19 protein-coding genes and 1 tRNA gene are annotated in these 18815 nt (G+C 56.9%); 10 read left to right on the top strand and 10 right to left on the bottom strand.

Going from position 1 to position 18815, the window contains the following annotated elements:
- Positions 1-232 precede the first annotated feature (232 nt).
- Genes OXF42_06485 through leuS form a run of 3 tightly spaced genes read right to left on the bottom strand, consistent with a single transcriptional unit; the run spans position 233 to position 4493 of the window.
- Positions 233-994 carry a glucose 1-dehydrogenase gene (locus tag OXF42_06485; protein MCY4047729.1) on the bottom strand — a complete coding sequence of 254 codons (762 nt, stop codon included), beginning with the start codon at positions 992-994 and terminating at the stop codon, positions 233-235.
- Between the two features lie 27 nt (positions 995-1021).
- On the bottom strand, positions 1022-2077 hold the full coding sequence (locus tag OXF42_06480) for a deoxyhypusine synthase family protein (GenBank protein MCY4047728.1): 1056 nt from the start codon (positions 2075-2077) through the stop codon (positions 1022-1024).
- Between the two features lie 25 nt (positions 2078-2102).
- Positions 2103-4493, bottom strand: a complete 2391-nt coding sequence (gene leuS / locus OXF42_06475) for a leucine--tRNA ligase (protein ID MCY4047727.1) — start codon at positions 4491-4493, stop codon at positions 2103-2105.
- 42 nt (positions 4494-4535) lie between these two features.
- Between leuS and OXF42_06470 the strand changes: the two genes are divergently transcribed.
- From OXF42_06470 to OXF42_06445, 6 genes are all read left to right on the top strand, one after another.
- Entirely contained in the window at positions 4536-5366 is an 831-nt protein-coding gene (locus OXF42_06470; GenBank protein ID MCY4047726.1) for a uracil-DNA glycosylase, read from the top strand.
- Positions 5367-5373: 7 nt separating this feature from the next.
- Positions 5374-5451 (top strand) — tRNA-Arg (locus OXF42_06465).
- A 21-nt stretch (positions 5452-5472) separates the two neighbouring features.
- Positions 5473-5865, top strand: a complete 393-nt coding sequence (locus OXF42_06460; protein ID MCY4047725.1) for a hypothetical protein — start codon at positions 5473-5475, stop codon at positions 5863-5865.
- 66 nt (positions 5866-5931) lie between these two features.
- Complete coding sequence (locus tag OXF42_06455; GenBank protein MCY4047724.1) at positions 5932-6567, top strand: hypothetical protein; 636 nt, start codon at positions 5932-5934, stop codon at positions 6565-6567.
- Between the two features lie 15 nt (positions 6568-6582).
- A complete protein-coding gene (locus OXF42_06450; protein MCY4047723.1) occupies positions 6583-6969 on the top strand; it encodes a heavy metal-associated domain-containing protein in 387 nt (128 codons plus the stop codon).
- Positions 6966-7346, top strand: coding sequence for a hypothetical protein (locus tag OXF42_06445; protein ID MCY4047722.1), 381 nt, complete (start codon positions 6966-6968; stop codon positions 7344-7346). The genes OXF42_06450 and OXF42_06445 overlap by 4 nt, the downstream gene beginning before the upstream one ends.
- Positions 7347-7356: 10 nt before the next feature.
- On the opposite strand, the gene OXF42_06440 is transcribed toward OXF42_06445, so the two are convergent.
- From OXF42_06440 to OXF42_06425, 4 genes are read right to left on the bottom strand one after another with little or no spacing between them, the layout of a single operon-like run.
- A complete protein-coding gene (locus OXF42_06440) occupies positions 7357-8568 on the bottom strand; it encodes a hypothetical protein (GenBank protein ID MCY4047721.1) in 1212 nt (403 codons plus the stop codon).
- Positions 8569-8572: 4 nt separating this feature from the next.
- On the bottom strand, positions 8573-9397 hold the full coding sequence (locus OXF42_06435) for a metal ABC transporter permease (GenBank protein ID MCY4047720.1): 825 nt from the start codon (positions 9395-9397) through the stop codon (positions 8573-8575).
- Positions 9394-10125: an ATP-binding cassette domain-containing protein gene (locus tag OXF42_06430; GenBank protein ID MCY4047719.1), complete on the bottom strand. Its 732-nt coding sequence runs from the start codon at positions 10123-10125 to the stop codon at positions 9394-9396. Before OXF42_06430 ends, OXF42_06435 begins: the two co-directional genes overlap by 4 nt.
- Before the next feature lie 4 nt (positions 10126-10129).
- A complete protein-coding gene (locus OXF42_06425) occupies positions 10130-10585 on the bottom strand; it encodes a transcriptional repressor (GenBank protein ID MCY4047718.1) in 456 nt (151 codons plus the stop codon).
- Positions 10586-10653: 68 nt separating this feature from the next.
- On the opposite strand from OXF42_06425, the gene OXF42_06420 reads away from it, so the two are divergent.
- Positions 10654-11517, top strand: coding sequence for a zinc ABC transporter substrate-binding protein (locus tag OXF42_06420; GenBank protein ID MCY4047717.1), 864 nt, complete (start codon positions 10654-10656; stop codon positions 11515-11517).
- Here OXF42_06420 and OXF42_06415 read toward each other — a convergent pair.
- Positions 11501-12313 (bottom strand): class I SAM-dependent methyltransferase, encoded by an 813-nt coding sequence (locus OXF42_06415; protein ID MCY4047716.1) that lies wholly within the window; start codon positions 12311-12313, stop codon positions 11501-11503. The two genes, OXF42_06420 and OXF42_06415, sit on opposite strands and share 17 nt — an antisense overlap.
- Positions 12310-12705 carry an NUDIX hydrolase gene (locus OXF42_06410; GenBank protein ID MCY4047715.1) on the bottom strand — a complete coding sequence of 132 codons (396 nt, stop codon included), beginning with the start codon at positions 12703-12705 and terminating at the stop codon, positions 12310-12312. Before OXF42_06410 ends, OXF42_06415 begins: the two co-directional genes overlap by 4 nt.
- Before the next feature lie 57 nt (positions 12706-12762).
- Between OXF42_06410 and OXF42_06405 the strand changes: the two genes are divergently transcribed.
- The gene (locus tag OXF42_06405; GenBank protein MCY4047714.1) at positions 12763-14805 is read left to right on the top strand and encodes a thioredoxin domain-containing protein; all 2043 of its coding nucleotides are present in this window, start codon (positions 12763-12765) and stop codon (positions 14803-14805) included.
- A 72-nt stretch (positions 14806-14877) separates the two neighbouring features.
- Complete coding sequence (locus OXF42_06400) at positions 14878-15045, top strand: hypothetical protein (GenBank protein MCY4047713.1); 168 nt, start codon at positions 14878-14880, stop codon at positions 15043-15045.
- On the opposite strand, the gene mnmG is transcribed toward OXF42_06400, so the two are convergent.
- The gene (gene mnmG / locus OXF42_06395; protein ID MCY4047712.1) at positions 15018-16919 is read right to left on the bottom strand and encodes a tRNA uridine-5-carboxymethylaminomethyl(34) synthesis enzyme MnmG; all 1902 of its coding nucleotides are present in this window, start codon (positions 16917-16919) and stop codon (positions 15018-15020) included. The two genes, OXF42_06400 and mnmG, sit on opposite strands and share 28 nt — an antisense overlap.
- 333 nt (positions 16920-17252) lie before the next feature.
- On the opposite strand from mnmG, the gene OXF42_06390 reads away from it, so the two are divergent.
- Positions 17253-18680 carry an ATP-binding protein gene (locus tag OXF42_06390; GenBank protein MCY4047711.1) on the top strand — a complete coding sequence of 476 codons (1428 nt, stop codon included), beginning with the start codon at positions 17253-17255 and terminating at the stop codon, positions 18678-18680.
- Positions 18681-18815 lie beyond the last annotated feature (135 nt).

Here is an 18815-nt window from a genome sequence, read left to right as displayed (position 1 = left end):
TTTGCCGTTGGGTATTCTCTTACAACCTCACTAACATCAAAAATATTCCAACCCAAAGAATACAGCAAAGCAGAGACAATACCCTGAGAGACTAATGCCTCATTTGCGAAAGCATTGCTTTCCAACTGTTGGATAATGTCTTCCAAGGCCGACTTGATTGTTTGTTTACTCATTCTAATTCTCCTTCAAAGTAAATAAAACACTTATTGACACCTGCTGTCAACCTTCCTCTTCACAAAACCGTCCATCCCCCGTCAATCACCAAATCCGACCCCGTCATATACTTTGACTCATCACCCGCAAGAAACAGCACCGACTGCGCCACCTCAACCGCCTCCGCCCTTCTCACCATCGGTATCATTCCCGCCGCTATCTCGTCAAGCTGCTCCTCCGCATCCGGCGGGTTTCCCATAAACTCAACATCCATCTTCGTCTTTATGTATCCCGGACAGACGGAATTGACCCTTATGTTTTCCTTCGCATGGTCAAGCGCCATACTGCGGGTAATCTGCCGCACCGCGCCCTTTGAGGCGTTATACGCCATGCAACCCTCCATTCCCACAATGCCGAGAACGCTTGAGTTGTTTATTATTGAACCGCCCCCGTGCTTCGCCATCAAAGGAACTACATGCTTGCTCATCAGAAACACCCCCTTCACATTTATATCCATCGTTCTGTCCCAAACATCATTTGTGGTCGTAACAACAGTTCCGCCCTCAAGAATTCCGGCGTTGTTGAAAAGAATGTCAATTTTGCCGAACCGCTTGTAAAAAGCGCGGACAACCCTTTTGACATCCTTCTCATCGGACACATCGCCCGTCCACGCCTTTATCTCACCCTTCCCCTTCGCTTCGGAAACAACCTTCCGCAAATGTTTCGCCGTTCTGGACATAATCCCCACCTTTGCCCCCTCTTTACAGAAAAGCAGAGCGGTCGCCCGCCCTATCCCCTCACTGCCGCCGGTTATCAAAGCCGTTTTGCCTTTAAGTCTCATTTTTCCTTTCCCTCCTTTTAACGGAAATTAAAATTTGAATTCAGTCCCTTTTCTCGGTTTTTTCACCCTTTCGGCAATCGCCTGAGAAATGATCGGCAGGGCGATTGTCGCATCACAGTAGCACTGAACCAGACCGCCGCGCGGGTTTTCCTTGCCCCATGAAACCGCCTCCTCAAAAGTGCAGCCGCTCAAACCGCCCCACTGCGGGGAATCGGTCGTAATCTGAATCGCGTATTTGTGCGGATAGTAGGTTTCCGTGGGACCCGTTCCCTTTCTGTTCAGCCCCTTTTTCCTTCCGGGAACTTTCCTGTTCTCGTAAAGCAAATCGCCGGTTACGGCAAAAAGTTGAATAAAATCCTTCGGAACTCCGCCGCCTATGTATATCACGGCAGTGTCTTTCACACTCTCGCCCATGGACATAAACTCGGTGTAGTCCTTCATCGCGTCTATGGTCAGGTGAAACCCCCTGCTCTCGGCGATAAGCGCCGCGTCCCCGTAGGGGCTGTCCGCTATGGCGGGGCAGAAAACCGGAACGCCGTGCTTTGCCGCCGCCGCGACTATGGAGTTTATTTTCTTTTTTGAAAGGTGTTTTCCGAAAAGATTCAGAAACTCGCGGGATGAATACCCGTATTCCTCGTCAAGGGTAAGAATAAACTCCGCTATCATCTCGGTCATTTCAAGGTAATCGCTCTCTTTTCCGTAAACATCGTAATAGCGGTTTATGCCCTCGGAAAACAGTTTGCCGTCATCGGCGACCGCCGAGCCCCTGTAGTAGTCAAAGCCCATGGCGTCAATTATGTCTTCGGATATGTTCGCGCCGGTGGGAACAAGCGCGTCAATGTAGCGGTTTTTGATGAGCCAGTTTATTATTTTCCACTGCCCCGTTGTGGAAAGAGAACCGGCATAACCGAGAAAAACCGTAACATCGGGGTCTCTTATTATCCGCTCAAAAACCTCAACCGCGCGGGCGAGACTTCCGCCCTGAAACCCCGTTTCAGACATGGCGGAGATTAGAGACGAAACGCTTCTGCCGCCCTTCACTTCAACCGCCTTCACTTTTTCACTTAAAAGTTTTTTGCTCATAAATCTCCCCTTCCGCGCCGTGAAATCAGACCACTATGTTAACCAGTTTGTCCGGAACGACGATGATTTTTTTAATCTGCCTCCCCTCCGTCCGGCTTTTCACCCTTTCATCGGCAAGGGCGGCGTTTTCCATTTCCTCTTTTGCCGCCCCGGCGGGCAGACGCGCCTGCGAGCGGAGTTTTCCGTTTATCTGAAAAATTACCTCCACCGTCTCGGACCGAATCAGAGACGGCTCCCACCGGGGCCACTGCTCAAGAAAAATTGACTTGTCGTTGCCGAGCATCTCCCACACCTCTTCGGCAAAATGCGGCGCCATCGGGGAAACCAGCCGCGCGATAACGCAAGCCGTCTCCCGCGCCGCGCCGGGCGATTTTTCCGCCGCATTCAGCAACTCCATAAGCGCGGCTATGGCGGTGTTGAAGTGAAACCGCTCAATGTCTTCGGCAACCTTTTTTATTGTCCGGTGAATTTCGGCTTCCATGCCCCGCCCCCCGCCGCTGTCGCGCGCGGCAAGCGCAAAGTTCCACAGCCGCCTCAAAAACCTGCTCATGCCCTCAATGCCTTTCTCGTTCCAGTCCAGAGACTTTTCCGCCGGGGCGGCAAACAGTATAAAAAGACGGACGGCGTCCGCGCCGTATTTCTCTATCATCTCGTCCGGGTCAACAGTGTTGCCGAGGGATTTTGACATCTTCGCCCCGTCCTTTGTTACCATCCCCTGCGTGAGCAGGGCGGAAAACGGCTCATCAAAATCGCATAGGCCGAGGTCTCTCATCGCCCGGACAAAAAACCGCGAATAAAGCAGGTGCAAAATCGCATGCTCCACTCCGCCGACATACTGGTTCACCGGCAGCCACCGCCGCGCCTCTTCGCGGTCAAACATCCCCCCTTCAAAATCCGGGGACACATAGCGCAGGAAATACCACGATGATTCAACAAAAGTGTCCATCGTGTCCGTGTCCCTCCTTGCGTCCGCGCCGCACCGGGGGCAGGGGGCGGAAACAAAAGACTCAAGCGACGCAAGCGAGGGGATTTCGCCCGGGCTGAACTTCACATCTTCGGGAAGGCAAACGGGCAGGTCTTCATCGGGAACGGGAACGGCCCCGCAACCGGCGCAATGAATGACCGGAACGGGCGCGCCCCAGTAACGCTGGCGTGAAATGCCCCAGTCGCGCAGGCGGTAGTTGGTGGCTCGCCCTCCCCTGCCTTCGCTCTTGAGAAAGTCCGCCACCCGCTCAAACGCCCCGGCGGAGGAAAGCCCATCAAAGGGGCCTGAATTTTTCAAGACCCCCTCGCCGGTGTAAGCGCCCGATGAAATGTCAAAATCCCCCTCCGGCGGAAAAACGACCTGCCGGACGGCAATGCCGTATTTCACGGCGAAATCAAAATCGCGCCTGTCGTGCGCGGGAACGCACATCACCGCCCCCGACCCGTAACTCATAAGCACAAAGTTTGCCGTCCAGACCGGAATATCCTCGCCGGAAACCGGATGGCGCGCGGAGACGCCCAGGGCAACGCCCTTTTTTTCGGCGGACTCCACGCCCGCCTCCGTAGCGGGAAACGAACCGGCCTCCCTGACAAATGCGGCGACCTTTTCATCCCTCAGCGCGGCGGCGGTGGCAACCGGATGCTCCGGGGCGACCACCACGCACGAAACCCCCATAACAGTGTCGGGCCTTGTGGTGAAAACCCTTACCGGCTTCGCGCCTTCAATCTCAAACTCCATTTCAACGCCCGCCGAGCGCCCTATCCAGTTTGACTGCATGGTTTTGACCGAATCAGGCCACCGCTCAAGCGAGCCGAGCCCGTCCAGCAACTCGTCCGCATAGTCGCTTATGCGCAAAAACCACTGCTCTATCTCCCTGCGCTCCACGGGCGCGCCGGAGCGCCACCCCTTTCCGTCTATGACCTGCTCGTTTGCGAGAACGGTTTTGTCTTTGGGGTCCCAGTTCACGAAAGTTTTTTTGCGGTAGGCGAGACCCTTTTCAAGCATCCGCACAAAAAGCCACTGCTCCCATTTGTAGTATGAGGGGTCGCAAGTCGCTATCTCCCTTGACCAGTCGTAGGAGAAGCCCAGTTTTTTAAGCTGCGCGCTCATCTGGGCGATGTTGGTTTTTGTCCATTCGGCGGGGCTCACGCCGTTTTGTATGGCGGCGTTTTCAGCGGGAAGGCCGAAGGCGTCCCAGCCTATGGGGTGCAGAACATCAAAACCGCGAGCCCTTTTATAGCGGGCGATTACATCCCCGATGGTGTAGTTGCGGACATGCCCCATGTGTATGCGCCCGGACGGATAGGGAAACATTTCAAGTATGTAAAAGGGCTTCCCGCCCGAACCGGACGCCGTTTTGTGAAAGCCCTCGCGCTTCCACTTTCCCTGCCATTTTTCTTCCGCCGTTTTGTGGTCGTAAACTTCTGACATTGTAAGTTTTCAGGCAACGCCCTTACGGCGCGCCCGCAAAATGTGTATTTTATTGTAGATAAACAGGCGGCGGCTTTCAATGCCGCGCGGGCGCGCATGAGTGGAAACGAAGAGGCAAAACGGCTGATAAGAGACTTTAAGGGATACCTTGAGTTTCAGTCGCGCATGGGAAACGGGCGCGTGATGCCGGAGCAGAGCGCCGCCCCGGCGCGGAGCGCGAAGCCCGCCCCCGCAACGGAGAGGAAAACGGATATGGAAAAAAAGAGCGAAGGGAAACCGTCTCCCATAATCATAGAGAGCGACCTGTTTGCGGGCGGCGCGGAAGGTCTGCCGGAGATAAGGGACGACCTCGGAGACTGCTCCAGATGCAAACTTCACTCCACCAGAAAGAACATTGTGTTTGGAGAGGGAAACCCCTCCGCGGACATTGTTTTTGTGGGCGAGGGGCCGGGCAGGGATGAAGACGAGCAGGGAAGGCCGTTTGTCGGCAAGGCGGGCAAACTTCTGGGCAAGATAATAGAGGCGATGGGAATGACGCGCGAAGATGTCTACATCTGCAATGTGGTCAAGTGCAGGCCGCCCGAAAACCGCAATCCGGAGCCGGACGAGGTCGCCGAGTGCGAGCCGTTTCTCATCAGGCAGATAAACTCCGTTTCGCCGCGCGTGGTGGTGTGCCTCGGGCTTGTGGCGGCAAAGGCGTTGCTTAAAATTGAAGGCAGCCGCTCTCTCGGCTCTCTCAGGGGAGTGTTTCACACATACGGAAACTGCAAACTTATGGTAACATACCACCCCGCCGCGCTTCTCAGGAATCCGGCTTTCAAACGGCCGCTGTGGGAAGACATGCAGGCGGTTATGGCGGAAATCAAAAAATAAAATCCGCGCGCCCGTAGCTCAGTCCGGATAGAGCATTGGCCTCCGGAGCCAAGGGTCAGAGGTTCAAATCCTCTCGGGCGCGCCACTTGTTTGACATACACTCCGTATGGCCGATAATGGAAGCATGGTTTTGCGCATAGCGGTTTTCTTTCTGGCGCTGGTTTGCGCGTCCGGATTTGCGGGCGCAAGTTTGTCCCCGTGCCCCATGCCGGACGAAGCGGCGCACGCCGGGCATTCAGATGACGGAGACTGCCACGGCCACAGCCATAAACCGCGACCCGACTGCGACCACTCTTCATTTGCCGACTGCGCCGGTCTGCAAGGGGCGACGCCCTTCGGCAAAGAGGGGTTTGAAACCGGCGCCCCCGCCCCGCCGGTTGCTCCGCGACCGGTTTTTCTCAAAGCGGCCTCTTTGAACCCGGCGGCGTTTCGCCGCACAAGCGCGGCATACCCGCGACCGGGGCCTGTCTTCCTTCTGACAAAACACATACTCATCTGATACCTCCTCTTGTGTTTCCGGCGGGCCGCAAAAGCGGCTTTGCGCGATTTTTCAAGAGGAGGTTTTATGAAACGGAGCATTACTCTCACAGTCATACTCGCAACTTGCCTGTTGCCGTGCGAACCGGCGACGGGCAGGCCCGTGTCGTATCCGGGCGGATGGACGGTTATGCAGATGCACAACAGGGCGAACACCTCGGTTCATCTGCACTACTCGCCCACGGCCCGGCACTCAATCGGCGTCAGGGCTCTTCACTCGCGCGAGGAGGACGTGTTTGCCCTGATGTTTCAGTCCAACACGCTTCTGGGGCGGGTCAACAGGCCGGGCTCTCAGGCGAATCTTTACCTGAAATGGGCTGCGGGCGCGGGGTTTGAGGATGACAAAGCCCTTCCCGCCGCGTTTGCCGGAGTGTCTGCGGACTGGGAAACCAGACGCCTGTTTGTCCGTTACGAAAACCGGGCAAAGGCTCTGGGGAAGGCGGGAAAATCCTTCACGCAGTCGGCAAGGGTCGGCATTGCGCCGTATTTGGCGGAATTCGGCTCTCTCCACACATGGCTGATGCTTGAGGTCGCGCACTATCCGGAAACCGGAGACGAGATTGAGGTAACGCCCGTTGCGCGTTTTTTCAAAAACGCTTTGCTTGCGGAGGTCGGCTACAGCATAAACGGGAAACTGACCCTGAACTTCATAAGGAGGTTCTGAAAAAAGGAGAAAGCAATGAAACTTGCAAAAGCAATCACAGCGGCGGCGCTCATTACGGCGGTCGCCATTGCCCCGGCAAACGCCGGGCATGATAAAAATCACAAACACGGAGGCAGCCCGCCGGAGCAAGCTGCGGTTTCCCGCGCGGCGCGGGGGGGAAGCGTGATTGAGGCGCGCGTGAACGGACTTGTGTGCGATTTCTGCGCGCTGTCAATACGGAAGGTTTTTCTGAGAACCGGCGCGGTGGAGGAGGCCGATGTCAACCTCAAAAACAAGAGAGTAACCGTCTATCTGAAAGAGGGGGAAAACCTGACGGATGAAACCGTGAAAAACCTTCTGAAGGACTCCGGTTACTCAACCGTCTCCATCTCGCGCCACGGCGGGGAGAGGGACGGACAATGAAACATACGGACTGGAAAGACACCGCCCTGCCGTTTTTTTCACTGTTCACATCGGCGGGAACACTTGTGTGCTGCGCCCTGCCCGCGCTACTTGTCAGCCTCGGTCTGGGGGCGGTAACGGCGGGGCTTGTAAGCGCGTTTCCGGAAGTCGTGTGGCTTTCGGAACACAAGGTTTGGGTGTTTGCCATTGCGGGGGCGATGCTCGCCGTTGCGGCGGCGGCCCTCTACCGGCGGAGAAACGCCCCGTGCCCCGCCGACCCGCGGGCGGCGCAAATGTGCATGAAACTCAGGCGTTTGAGCCTTGCGCTGGTCATTTTTTCAGCGGCGGTTTATCTGGCGGGGTTTTTCTTCGCCTTTCTGATAACGCGCTTTATCTGACGCCGGGCGTTCAGTGGTGATGGTGGTCATGCCCGCCCATTGCGCTCCCGATTGAAAAATCGCCCGCATAGCTGAAAAGCAGCCCCGCGCGCGCCGCTTTTTCGCCTTCCACTTTTTGCCTCAGGTAGCCGAGGCCGACCTTTGCCGCGCCGAATGAGCGGGAGAGGGAAAAACTTGTGAACGAGTCATCCGGCTCTCCCGTGTTGGAGACAAACGCATGAGTGCCCGCAAGAGTCCAGTTGTCGCGCCAGACAAAGGCAACCGAAGTGGTGCTCTGCCGACGGTCAAACACCTCTTCCTCCCTCCTGTAGTTGTTCAGAATCATGTATTCACTCACAGTTCTGACGGACAGGTTTTCCGTTATCCCCCTGGTGTTGCGAAGCGAGACGGAGAACCTTGTCTCATCCTTTCCGTCCGTGTCCGCAGAGCCCTTTGCCTGCCTTGCGAAACCAAAGCGGTAGCTCATCCCCTCAATCAAGTTCGCAAAAAATCCGTCCCTGAGAGAGAAAAAGTCCCCGCCGCTCAGCGAGAGTGCGAAAGACGACAGGTCTCCCGTGTTGGAAAGTCCGCCGTCTCTTTTGCGCAAGCGCAGGCGGGGGGATTCATGGTCAAAGCCGAGGACGGTCGTGTCTGCGGCAAACGCCGCGACATCAAAAGTGTGCGAGCCGTAGCCGCCCGCTTTCAGAGCAAGGCCGTAGGCAAGCCCCATTTTGTTTTTCATCTCGTCCTCGTAGTCGTGAACCGCCCTGCCGCCGTAAATGCCGGGGAAAATGTGCGGGTTCAAGGCGACCACGGGAATGATCTTCCCGGCTGAAATGGTGTGCGCCGCTATCCCGGAGGCATACCTCCAGTTCAGCGCGAGACGGTCAACCGAAAGGTTGTGGGAGACAACAAAAGCCGGGGCGCCGTGACTCTCTTCCTCCTCTTCCTCTCCTTCCCCTTCTTCCTCTTCGTGATGGTGATGCCCGCTCGGCTCTCCTTCAAGCCCCAGTTCGGCGGTTACGGAAAACCCCCGCAACAGCGACAGTTCAAGACCCAGATGGCTGTGAAACGAGTAGCCCTCGTAAACCTTTCCGTCCGGTTCGGGCGAATCCGTCACCCTGTCCACAAAGAACTCGCCGTGGGCATGCCCCGCGAGACTGACCGCCCCCGCCGCAGGCGAAAACGCCAGCGCCGCAAGCGCAAGAAAAACGACAAAAGCCGTTTTGATTTTGAAAAACATTGTTTCAATCCTCCCGTGAAAAGTTTTTCCTTTTTAATGCCGTAACAGCGAAAAGCAGAACGAAAAGCCCCGCCGAAACGGTAACAATTGAGGGGCCGGACGGCGTGTCAAACCGCCATGAGCAGTAAATGCCAAGAACAACCGAGGCGGCTCCGAGCAGACACGACACCGCCGCCATCATCGCCGGTGAGCGCGACACCGTCCGCGCGGCGGCGGCGGGTATTATCAGCATTGAGGTTATCAGCAGAACTCCCACCACCTTGAACGAAACCGCTATGACCAGAGCCATAAGCAGCATCAGCGCAAAGCCGAGCGCGGCGGTGTTTGAGCCCTCCGCCTTTGTCATATCCTCGCTGATTGTGAGAAGAACAAACGAATCCCACCGGGCGGCAAGAACCGCAATCGTAAACACGGAGCACAGCGCTATCCCCGCTATGTCGCCCGTGGTAACCGTCAGAATGTCGCCGAACAAGATATGGTGCAAGCCCACAACCGTCATCTCCGCAAGGGAAACCGCCACAACACCGGCGGCGAGAAACGAGTGCGCTATAATACCCAGAGCCGTGTCCTCCGCAAACCTCCCGTTCGCGTAAAGCTTCATAAACACGGCGGCAAACACCACCGCGACTATGAAAATGCCGTAACTCTCCCCAATCCCCAGAGCAAGCCCCAGAGGTATCCCGGCAAGTGTCGCATGCGCCAGAGAGTCTCCGAAATATGCCATGCGCCTCCAGACCACAAAGCAGCCGAGCGCGCCGCAACCCACCGCCGCCGCAACGCCCGCAAGCAGCCCGCGCACGACAAAATCTTCCGCAAGCAGCCCCGTCACCGTCCGCCCTCCGGGCTGTGGGTGTGCTTGTGCTCATGCGCGTAAACCGACAGCAGGCGCGCCGTTTCCGTTCCGAAAACGGAAACAAACTCCGGGTCTTTCGCCACACTGCTCGGCTCTCCCTCGCAGCATATATGCCGGTAGAGGCAGATCACCTTTTTTGTTGACGACATAACCATGTGAAGGTCGTGAGACACCATCAGAACCGCCGCCTCCCGCCGGGCGCGGGCGGCCTCCAGAACGCCGTAAAGTTCAAGTTGCCCCGAAACATCAAGATTCTGCGCGGGCTCGTCTAAAATGAGCAGGTCGGGCGCGCCGAGCAATGCGCGCGCAAGAAGAACGCGCTGCGTCTCGCCGCCGGAAAGCCCCCCCAGCGGACTGCGCAAAATCCCCTCTATGCCCGTCTCCCGGCACACGGATTGAAATTCCTCCGCAGGGGCGTTGCGCCGGAGTTTTATGAAATCGCCCGCCGAAATGGGCATGTAGCCCGTATTGTCAAGACTCTGCGGCACATAGCCGATCTTAAGCCCGCGCTTGCGCGCGCACGAACCCCGGTCGGGGCGTATGACGCCCGCCAGAACCTTTATCAGGGTGGTCTTTCCCGCCCCGTTGGGACCCACAACGGAGATAAAATCCCCCTCCCTGACCTCAAGGTTGATGTTCGTGAGAATGTCCGCGCCGCCGCGCCGCACGGAAACCCCTTCCGCTTTCAACAGTGTTTCGCTCAAAAAATTATCCCCGCGCGCATTCCCGGCAGATTCCCGTAATTTCAACAACCGCGCCCGATTTACTGAAACCCGCGCCGCGCGCCGCATCATCCATGGTTTCCCTGATCCCGTCCGCGCAAAACTCCGCCGCGCCGCCGCACGCCGAGCAGGTAAGGAAAAAACAGTCCGGGTGGCGGCTCGCCGGATGAAAGCACGCAAAGTAGGAGGACAAAGAGTGAAGTTTGTGAACAAGGCCGTTTTCCATAAGGAAATCAAGGGCGCGGTAAACGGTCGGCGGGCGGGCGGAGTCTGAAATGGCGTCAAGGATTGTATACGCCTTCACGGGGCGGTGGCCGCCGGAAACTATCTCAAGCACGCGGCGGCGGAGCGGGGTGAGGCGAAGCCCCCTCTCCCGGCAAAGGTCTTCCGCAAAAGTTACTATCTGCCTTACGCAGTCGCCGTGATTTTCACACCGGTTCAATGTTTTTTTGCCTCCCGCAATTGTTATGTTATAATGTAACATCTTTTTGTCAACAGGAGGAGAGAAAAATGATGAGAATTTTTTTAACGGTTTTTGCCGCATTTGCGGCCATTGCGGGCGGGGCGCGGGCTTCCGAAATGACGGTCGCCGCCAGCATCGCGCCGGTTCATTCGCTTGTCGCAAACGTAACCGAAGGCGTTAACACCGCCGAGCTGATAGTTCCGGCGGTGGAGTCTCCGCATGTGTTCAGCCTCAAGCCGTCTCATGTGAGAAAGATTACAAACGCGAAAGCGGTTTTCTTTATCTCCGGAGGGTTTGAGACCTTCCTTGAGGGCGCGCTGGGGGCGCTTCCGCGCGGGGCGCGCAAGGTTGCCCTTGCGGAACGCGCCGGAGTGAGCAAGTTGAAGAACAGACACGGCGGCGGAGACGACCTTCATATATGGCTTTCGCCGAAAAACGCCGAGGCGATCACCGTTGAGATAGCGCGGCAGATGTCTGCGGTGAACCCGCGAGCAAGGTCCGCATACAAAAGAAACGCGCGCAAAACCGTAAAAAAACTCCGCGCCCTTGACGCCGCAATCAAAAAGCGGCTCAAAGGCGCGGGCGGAGTTCCCTATGCGACTTTTCACGATGCGTTCGGGTATTTTGAGCGGAGTTACGGGCTGACCTTTGCGGGGGCGATATCCGCCAACCCCGAAAGCGGGCTTTCAGTTGCGGACATAAAGCGGGTGCGCGAGAGCGGGGCGGCGTGCATTTTTTACGAGCCGCAGTTCGGAAGCAAAGCCGCCGAGACCGCCGCGCGGGGAACGGGCGCGAAAGTCGGCATGGTAGACCCTCTGGGCGCGGACATAACGCCGGGGCCCGAACTTTATTTCACTCTGATGGAAAATCTCGCAAAATCCTTTGCGGACTGCCTCAAGGGCGCTTCCTGAGGACATACATCATCTTGCCGTCCTCCCACTCAATTGTGTCGCCGAAGTTCCGCTTCAGGTTCTCCCTGAAGGCGTCAAAGGCGCGGGCAAACTCCTCCGGCCCGTAAAAAAGAAAGGGGGAATAGGCGCGGGCGGCGACCTTTTCCTCAAGTTCCCCGCGCGTGTGAACGCGGTCATAAATGAACGTTTTTACGGTCTCAATCTCAAACTCCGGAAACCTGTCGGTTTTGAACCTGAACTCCTCCGGCTCGTAAAGGCGCGACTCCTTGCGGCGGAAAAGCGGAAAGTGCCGCCCCCACACCGTGCGGTCGTTCTGCTCTCTGGACCGGGTGTAGACAAACGCCGCGCCGCCGGGCTTGAGAATTCTGGATGCCTCCCGCAGAAAGCCGAACATGCCGATATGGTGAACCGAGTTAAAGCAGAAAACCGCGTCAACGGAGCGGTCGCCGAGGGGAACATCCCTTGCGTCAACAACCTTCGCCGAAAAGTTTGACACTCCCTCGCCGGGCAAATACGACTTCAACTGGTCAAGCATGTATTCGTTTGTGTCAAAACAGTGGAGAAAAAGACGTTCGCCGAGTTTGTCAAAAAACAGTTTGGCATACCTTCCCGCGCCGCACCCCATGTCTGCGGCGGTTATTTTCCCGTCCGGAGGCAGAATCCCGCAAACGAAGTCAACCGGCTCTCTGTCCGTGTTGCGGAGAGTTCTGTATCTCTCCGCCAGTTCCTTGTAATAGTTTTCCATAAGACACCCGCGCGCAAGCGCAATAGTAACAGACCCCGGCGCGGCGCTCAAAAACCGCCCGCGCCAACCAGCCGCGCAACCGGGGCGAACACGTCCGCCACCTCTTTTTCAAGGGACGACACCGCGACCCATTTTACCAGCCTGTCCTTTTCCCTGCTGTCCACCTCGCCCGTAACCGTGGCGGAAAAGAAAACAAACCTCTTTTCCCAGCCGTCCCCCGGCACTGTGACAGAGCCCACTTCGGAGCCGGTTTTGACCGCATAGCCGCTTTCCTCCGCGCACTCGCGCGCGGCGGCCTGCTCCGGCAACTCTCCCTCCTCAACCGTGCCGGCGGGAAAAACCCACGAGCCCGCATGGCGGCGCGCGCTCACAAGCAGCACCTCGTCCTCGCCGTCCCGTCCGCTCCTGCGAACCACAACACCCGCTTTTCTGTAGGTTTTCACCTTTCTGCAATCCTCCGCCTTTCAATATAAACTGTTTGGGCGGGCATTGCGCGAAACATGAACAGACTTTCAAAAGAAAAAAGCCCCTACCTTCTTCAGCACGCGGGCAACCCCGTGGACTGGTATCCGTGGGGGGACGAGGCGTTTGAGAAGGCGGCGCGGGAGGACAAGCCGGTTTTTGTGTCGGTCGGGTACTCAACCTGCCATTGGTGTCATGTGATGGAGAAGGAGTCTTTTGAGGACGCCGAGGTTGCGGCGCTTATGAACGGGGCGCTTGTGTCCGTCAAGGTTGACCGCGAGGAAAGGCCGGACATAGACGGCGTGCTCATGAGCGTGTGCCAGATAGTTTCGCGCGGAAACTGCGGGTGGCCGCTGAACGTTGCGCTTACGCCCGAAAAAAGACCATTTTTTGCGGCGACATACATACCCAAACACAACAAATTCGGCAGGGCGGGAATGGTTGAACTGATACCGAGGATAAGCGAGGCGTGGAAAACAAGGCGCGAAGAGATAGAGCGGTCGGCGGGCGGCATAGAAGCCGCGCTCGCCGAGGCGCAGGCGGTGGTTGAGTCCGGAGGCGCGGCGGAGTCCCCGGAAATCCTTGAGGGCGCGGCGGCGCAAATCGCGGCAAATTTTGACGGCGCATTCGGTGGGTTCGGCGGCGCGCCGAAGTTCCCCTCGCCTCACACCCTGCTTTTTCTGCTCCGCCGCCACTTCAGAACGGGAGACAGGGAAGCCCTCGCAATGGCGGAGAAAACCCTCGGCGCGATGCTTTGCGGCGGCATAAACGACCACATCGGCGGCGGTTTTCACAGGTATTCAACCGACCGCCGCTGGCTGACGCCGCATTTTGAAAAGATGCTTTACGACCAGGCGATGGTCTCGCTTGCGCTGACCGAGGCGTGGCTCGTTACCGGAAAGGAGGACTACCGGCGCGGCGCGCGGGACACCCTTGAGTATGTGATGAGAGACATGACCGCGCCGGACGGCGGATTCTTCTCCGCCGAGGACGCGGACAGCGAGGGCGAAGAGGGAAAGTTTTATGTGTGGAGCGCGGAAGACTTCAACCGCGCGCTCGGCGGGGAGGCGCGCGCCGCCGCCGAAATCCTGAACATTAAAGAGGGGGGCAACTTCACCGATGAGGCAACCGGCGACATGCCCGGCACAAACATCGCCCACATAACGCCGGGAACAAAGGCGCGGCTTTCGCAGTCCGCAAGGGAGAAACTTTTCACCGAAAGGGAAAAACGCCCCCGCCCCCACAGGGACGACAAAATCCTCACGGACTGGAACGGGCTGATGATAGCGGCGTTTGCCGCCGCCGCCCGCGCGTTCGGGGAAAAGAGATACCTCGCCGCCGCCGAAAATGCGGCGGACTTCATAACGGGCAATCTGCTGAGCGGCGGCAGACTTCTCCACCGGTTCAGGGACGGAGAGGCGGCGATTGACGGCAATCTGGACGACTACGCCTTTATGGTGTGGGGGCTGCTTGAACTTTACGGGGCGGGGTTTGACACCGCCCGCCTTCAAACGGCCGTCAAACTGAACGCCTCAATGTGCCGGATGTTCTCCGGCCCGGACGGGGGCGGTTTCTTTTTCGCCCCGGACGGCGCGGAAAAACTGATCATCAGAAAGAAGGAGTTTCATGACGGCGCAATGCCCTGCGGCAACTCGGTGGCGGCGGCAAACCTGATAAAAATTTCCCGCCTCACCGGAGACCCTTCGCACGAAAACAGGGCGCTTGAGATCGTCCGCTCCCTGTCTCTCTCGCTTGAAAAACTCCCCTCCTCCCACGCGATGCTGATGTGCGCCATGGAGGAAGCCGCCGGAAAAACTATGGACATAGTTATCGCCGAGGCGGATGACGGCGGCGCGCAAGCCGTAACGGACGCGCTTGCCCGAAGCTACCGCCCCGGCGCTTCCGTTCTGGTCAAAAAGCCGGATGACGGGGGCGAGCTTGCCGCCGTTGCGCCGTTCACCGGGGGGTGCGCTCCGGCGGACGGAAAGACGGCGGTTTACGTGTGCGAAAACGGCGCGTGCGGGCTGCCGGAAACGGCGGAGGAATTTGCCGCCCGTATTCGCGCTGAAAAAAAGTGTTGATTTTTATACCGCCGTCAATAATATGGGGGCGCGGGCGGAATTCCGCCGAAAAAAGTATGGGGGTGTTTTCCTGTGGCCTTTGCAAAAGACGAGAGAATCAAAGACCTTGTCAACCTGATTGAGAGCCCTGACGAACAAGCGTATGTGGGCTCGGACGATCTTGACGAGATGGAGATTTACGACATGGAAATGAGCGAGATTGAGGACGAGGTTTACGAAGAAGACGGGGAGATTGAGTAAGCCGCGCCCCGCGTTCCTTTCCTCAGGTGAAGCATAAGAACCGAAACGGCGGCGGGCGTTACTCCGGACACCCGCCCCGCCTGTCCGAGAGAGCGCGGACGGGCGCTTGAGAGTTTCTGCACTATCTCTTTTGAGAGCCCCGGCACTTTGCCGTAATCAAAGGCGTCGGGGATTGCCATGCGCTCAAAGCGCTTGAACCTGCCGACCTGCTCGGTCTGCATCTTCACATAGCCGGAGTATTTGACCTCCATTTCCGCCTGCGCCGCAATGTCCGAACCGGCAAGGCGCGCGCCCGGAGGGTCAAACAGGGCGAGTTCGGCGTAGGTAACGCCGGGCCTTCTCAGGATCTCCGCAAGAGACTGCGGCTTTTTCAGCCCGGCGAGCCCCATGCGCAACAGCGCCCCGTCCGCCGCGCCGCCCGGCGTGTGCCTTGTGTTTTCAAGCCGCTCAATTTCGCCGCGCAAGGCGTCTCTTTTGCGGGCGAGCGCGGCGTAGCGCTCATCGCTTATAAGTCCGGCGGCGCGCCCCCTTTCCATCAGCCGGAGGTCTGCGTTGTCTTCGCGCAGAATGAGGCGGTATTCCGCCCTTGAGGTGAACATTCTGTATGGTTCGTCAACCCCTCTGGTAACGAGGTCGTCTATCATTATCCCGATGTATGCGTCCGAGCGCTCAAGCACAAACGGCTCTCCGCCGCCGGAATAAAGAGCCGCGTTCACGCCCGCGACTATCCCCTGCCCGGCGGCCTCTTCATAGCCGGTAGTCCCGTTCACCTGCCCCGCAAAGAAAAGCCCGCGCACATTTTTGCACTCAAGGGAGGCGCTGAGCTGAGTGGGGTTTATAAAATCGTATTCCACCGCATACCCCGGGCGCATAATTTCAACCCGCTCAAGCCCTTCAATGGTTCTCGCCATTTCGGTCTGCACATCAAGGGGCAGGCTTGTGGATATGCCGTTGGGGTAAATCTCGTAGGTGTTTCTCCCCTCCGGCTCAAGAAAAACCTGATGGCGGTCTCTGTCGGGGAATTTGACCACCTTGTCCTCCACGGACGGGCAGTAGCGGGGGCCCACTCCGCTTATGACGCCGGAATAAAGGGGCGAGCGGGAGAGGTTTTTTCTTATGACCTCGTGCGTCTTTTCGTTGGTGTGGGTTATGTGGCACGGCATTTGCTCAAGGGGGGCGCGGTCGTTTGAGAAGGAAAACGGGCGGGGGTTTTCATCGCCCCTCTGCTCCGTAAGCGCGTCCCAGCGTATGGTCCTCCCGTCAAACCGGGGCGGCGTTCCGGTTTTCAGACGCCCGACTTCAAGCCCCAGATCCTTGAACGACTTGGATATTGCCTGCGCCGCCCCCTCCCCCGCGCGTCCGGAGGAAAAGCGTTCATTTCCCACATGGACAAGCCCGCGGGGGAAAGTCCCCGGGGTTACAACCACCGAGTCGGCGAAGAATTTTTCGCCGAGGCCGGTTGCCACTCCCGCGACCCGTCCGGAGGAAACAATGAAGCCGTCTATCATCCTCTGTTTGATGTCAAGGTTTTCGCACTCCTCAAGCGCGCGGCGCATGTGCGCCCTGTAAACCTGCCTGTCCGCCTGAATGCGCGTGGCGCGCACCGCCGCCCCTTTGCGGGTGTTAAGCGTCCTGTATTGAATTGCGCTTGCGTCCGCCGCCTTTGCCATCTCGCCGCCAAGCGCGTCTATCTCCCTGACGATGTGCCCCTTGCCCACTCCGCCGATGGACGGATTGCACGACATAACGCCGATGGTGTCTATGTTTGCGGTAAGCAGAAGCGTCTTTTTGCCCATTCGCGCCGAGGCAAGAGCCGCCTCGCAACCCGCATGGCCCCCGCCGATAACTATGACATTGTGTGTTGCCCCGCTCAAAACCTGCAAACTCCCGCCTGTGGCGCAAAGTGTAAATAAAACCGGCGGCAAGGTCAAAAAGACAGGGCGCAAAAACCCCCGCCCGTCCGTGCCTGTCCGCGCAGAGCGCGACACAAACCGCCCCGCCACTAATTGACACGCTGAACCGCCTGATTTTATTGGGGAATGTGGCGATTTGCCAATTAAGACAACTTGACTATGCTTATTTGACCGCTACCTATTTAACCCACTACAAACCCCCGATTTTATTGAGGATTATGAGAAATGCCCATTAAGACAACTGACGGTTTCTTATTTGACTTTTTTTAATTTGCGCCTATACTTGAAACCGCAATGTCGGGAATCTCAGCGAAAGAAAGGAAGCACCGCCTTGAATCGGACAATCCGTGGTGGCGGAAGCCGGGCGAAATAGAGGGGAAGGACTACACCAGAAGGGTTTACTTCCCGCCTTTCTATGAACTGGTCCGCATGACGGAGCTCAACCGCGCCATTGTTCTAATGGGACCGCGCAGGGTCGGCAAAACGGTTATGTCTCATCAGGCAATAGCCAACTTAACGGAAGAAGGCGTCAACCCCAAACATATTCTCTATGTTCCCCTTGACAGGGACGCCTACTCAAGAATGTCTCTTGAATCAATCCTTCTCGCCTTTCTTGAACTCAATCGCGTCCCGAAGGGAGAAAGGGTTTACGCATTCTTTGACGAAATCCAGTATCTGGAAAAATGGGAAGTCCACCTGAAGTCTCTTGTTGACACCTATCCGCAACACCGCTTTGTTGCCACCGGTTCTGCGGCGGCTGCGCTGAAGATAAAGAGTACCGAGTCCGGAGCCGGAAGGTTCACGGACTTCACGCTTCCGCCCCTGACTTTCTATGAATACATGGAATTCACCGATAACAAACACTTGTTTGGAAACCCTGAATCACCCGTATCCGCAGGCAAAGCAATGGTAAACATAGACCGGATCAATGAGCATTTTGTGGAATACATAAACTCCGGCGGCTATCCCGAAACCGTGTTATCCGACGGCGTCCGGAAACGCCATGACCATTTCATAAAGAGTGATGTGGTGGAAAAAGTGCTTGAGAAAGATTTACCAACTCTTTTCGGCATAAGCAATACTTCCGAACTCAAACGCCTTCTCACAACAATTGCACACCACACCGGACAGGAAATCAACATGAACAGGCTTTCCAAAGACGCGGAAGTAACAAGAACCACAATATACAAATACCTTGAATACCTTGAGGCGGCTTTCCTTATCAGGCGCGTCCGCAGGGTGGACAGAAACATCAAAAGGTTCAAAAGAGACCACACTTTCAAGGTTTACCTGACAAACCCCTCAATGTATGCCGCACTCTTCGGCGCGGCGGACAGGGAAAACGGCACGTTACTGGGAAGACTTGTGGAAACAGCGGTGTTCAGCCATCTGTTCAACATCATAAGGAAACTGGAAGGTCCTTATTACGCGCGCTGGAATGACGGGGAAGTTGACTTGGTGGCAATGGATATAACCGGCATAAAAGCGAAAGCCGCGATAGAGATTAAATGGTCGGACATACCGAATGAAGATTTGTCTGAAATTAAGGGGTTGAGTGATTTCGCCGTCAAAAACAATCTTGACGGAGAAGCCGGAAGGGTCGTATGCCTGACAAAGAAAGACCTTGTTTTCAAGCCGTACGGGAATGGGATGATAGGGTTTATGCCCGCGAGTCTTTTTTGCTTGAAACTTTTAGAGTTTAACGGCATGAAAATATTCTGAGCCCGTTTGCCAAGGAGTAACCGGAGAAAACTGATTGACAAAAACGCTATAGCACTTATAGTGTTTCCAATGGAAAAACCTTATGCCTGAAAAAGAAGACATCCCCGCAATCATTGCGGATATACGAGACAGGTT

It is taken from the genome of Candidatus Dadabacteria bacterium (genome assembly GCA_026708565.1).
GTDB lineage: Bacteria > Desulfobacterota_D > UBA1144 > Nemesobacterales > Mycalebacteriaceae > Mycalebacterium.
Note: the sequence above shows the minus strand (reverse complement) of the source record. Positions and strands in the feature narration are given on the sequence as shown.

Bases quoted from the DNA above. Each gene is read 5' to 3' on its own strand.
- OXF42_06485 (MCY4047729.1), bottom strand. From the start codon at position 994: ATGAGACTTAAAGGCAAAACGGCTTTGATAACCGGCGGCAGTGAGGGG.
- OXF42_06480 (MCY4047728.1), bottom strand. From the start codon at position 2,077: ATGAGCAAAAAACTTTTAAGTGAAAAAGTGAAGGCGGTTGAAGTGAAG.
- leuS (MCY4047727.1), bottom strand. From the start codon at position 4,493: ATGTCAGAAGTTTACGACCACAAAACGGCGGAAGAAAAATGGCAGGGA.
- OXF42_06460 (MCY4047725.1), top strand. From the start codon at position 5,473: ATGGCCGATAATGGAAGCATGGTTTTGCGCATAGCGGTTTTCTTTCTG.
- OXF42_06455 (MCY4047724.1), top strand. From the start codon at position 5,932: ATGAAACGGAGCATTACTCTCACAGTCATACTCGCAACTTGCCTGTTG.
- OXF42_06450 (MCY4047723.1), top strand. From the start codon at position 6,583: ATGAAACTTGCAAAAGCAATCACAGCGGCGGCGCTCATTACGGCGGTC.
- OXF42_06445 (MCY4047722.1), top strand. From the start codon at position 6,966: ATGAAACATACGGACTGGAAAGACACCGCCCTGCCGTTTTTTTCACTG.
- OXF42_06440 (MCY4047721.1), bottom strand. From the start codon at position 8,568: ATGTTTTTCAAAATCAAAACGGCTTTTGTCGTTTTTCTTGCGCTTGCG.
- OXF42_06420 (MCY4047717.1), top strand. From the start codon at position 10,654: ATGATGAGAATTTTTTTAACGGTTTTTGCCGCATTTGCGGCCATTGCG.
- OXF42_06405 (MCY4047714.1), top strand. From the start codon at position 12,763: ATGAACAGACTTTCAAAAGAAAAAAGCCCCTACCTTCTTCAGCACGCG.
- OXF42_06390 (MCY4047711.1), top strand. From the start codon at position 17,253: ATGTCGGGAATCTCAGCGAAAGAAAGGAAGCACCGCCTTGAATCGGAC.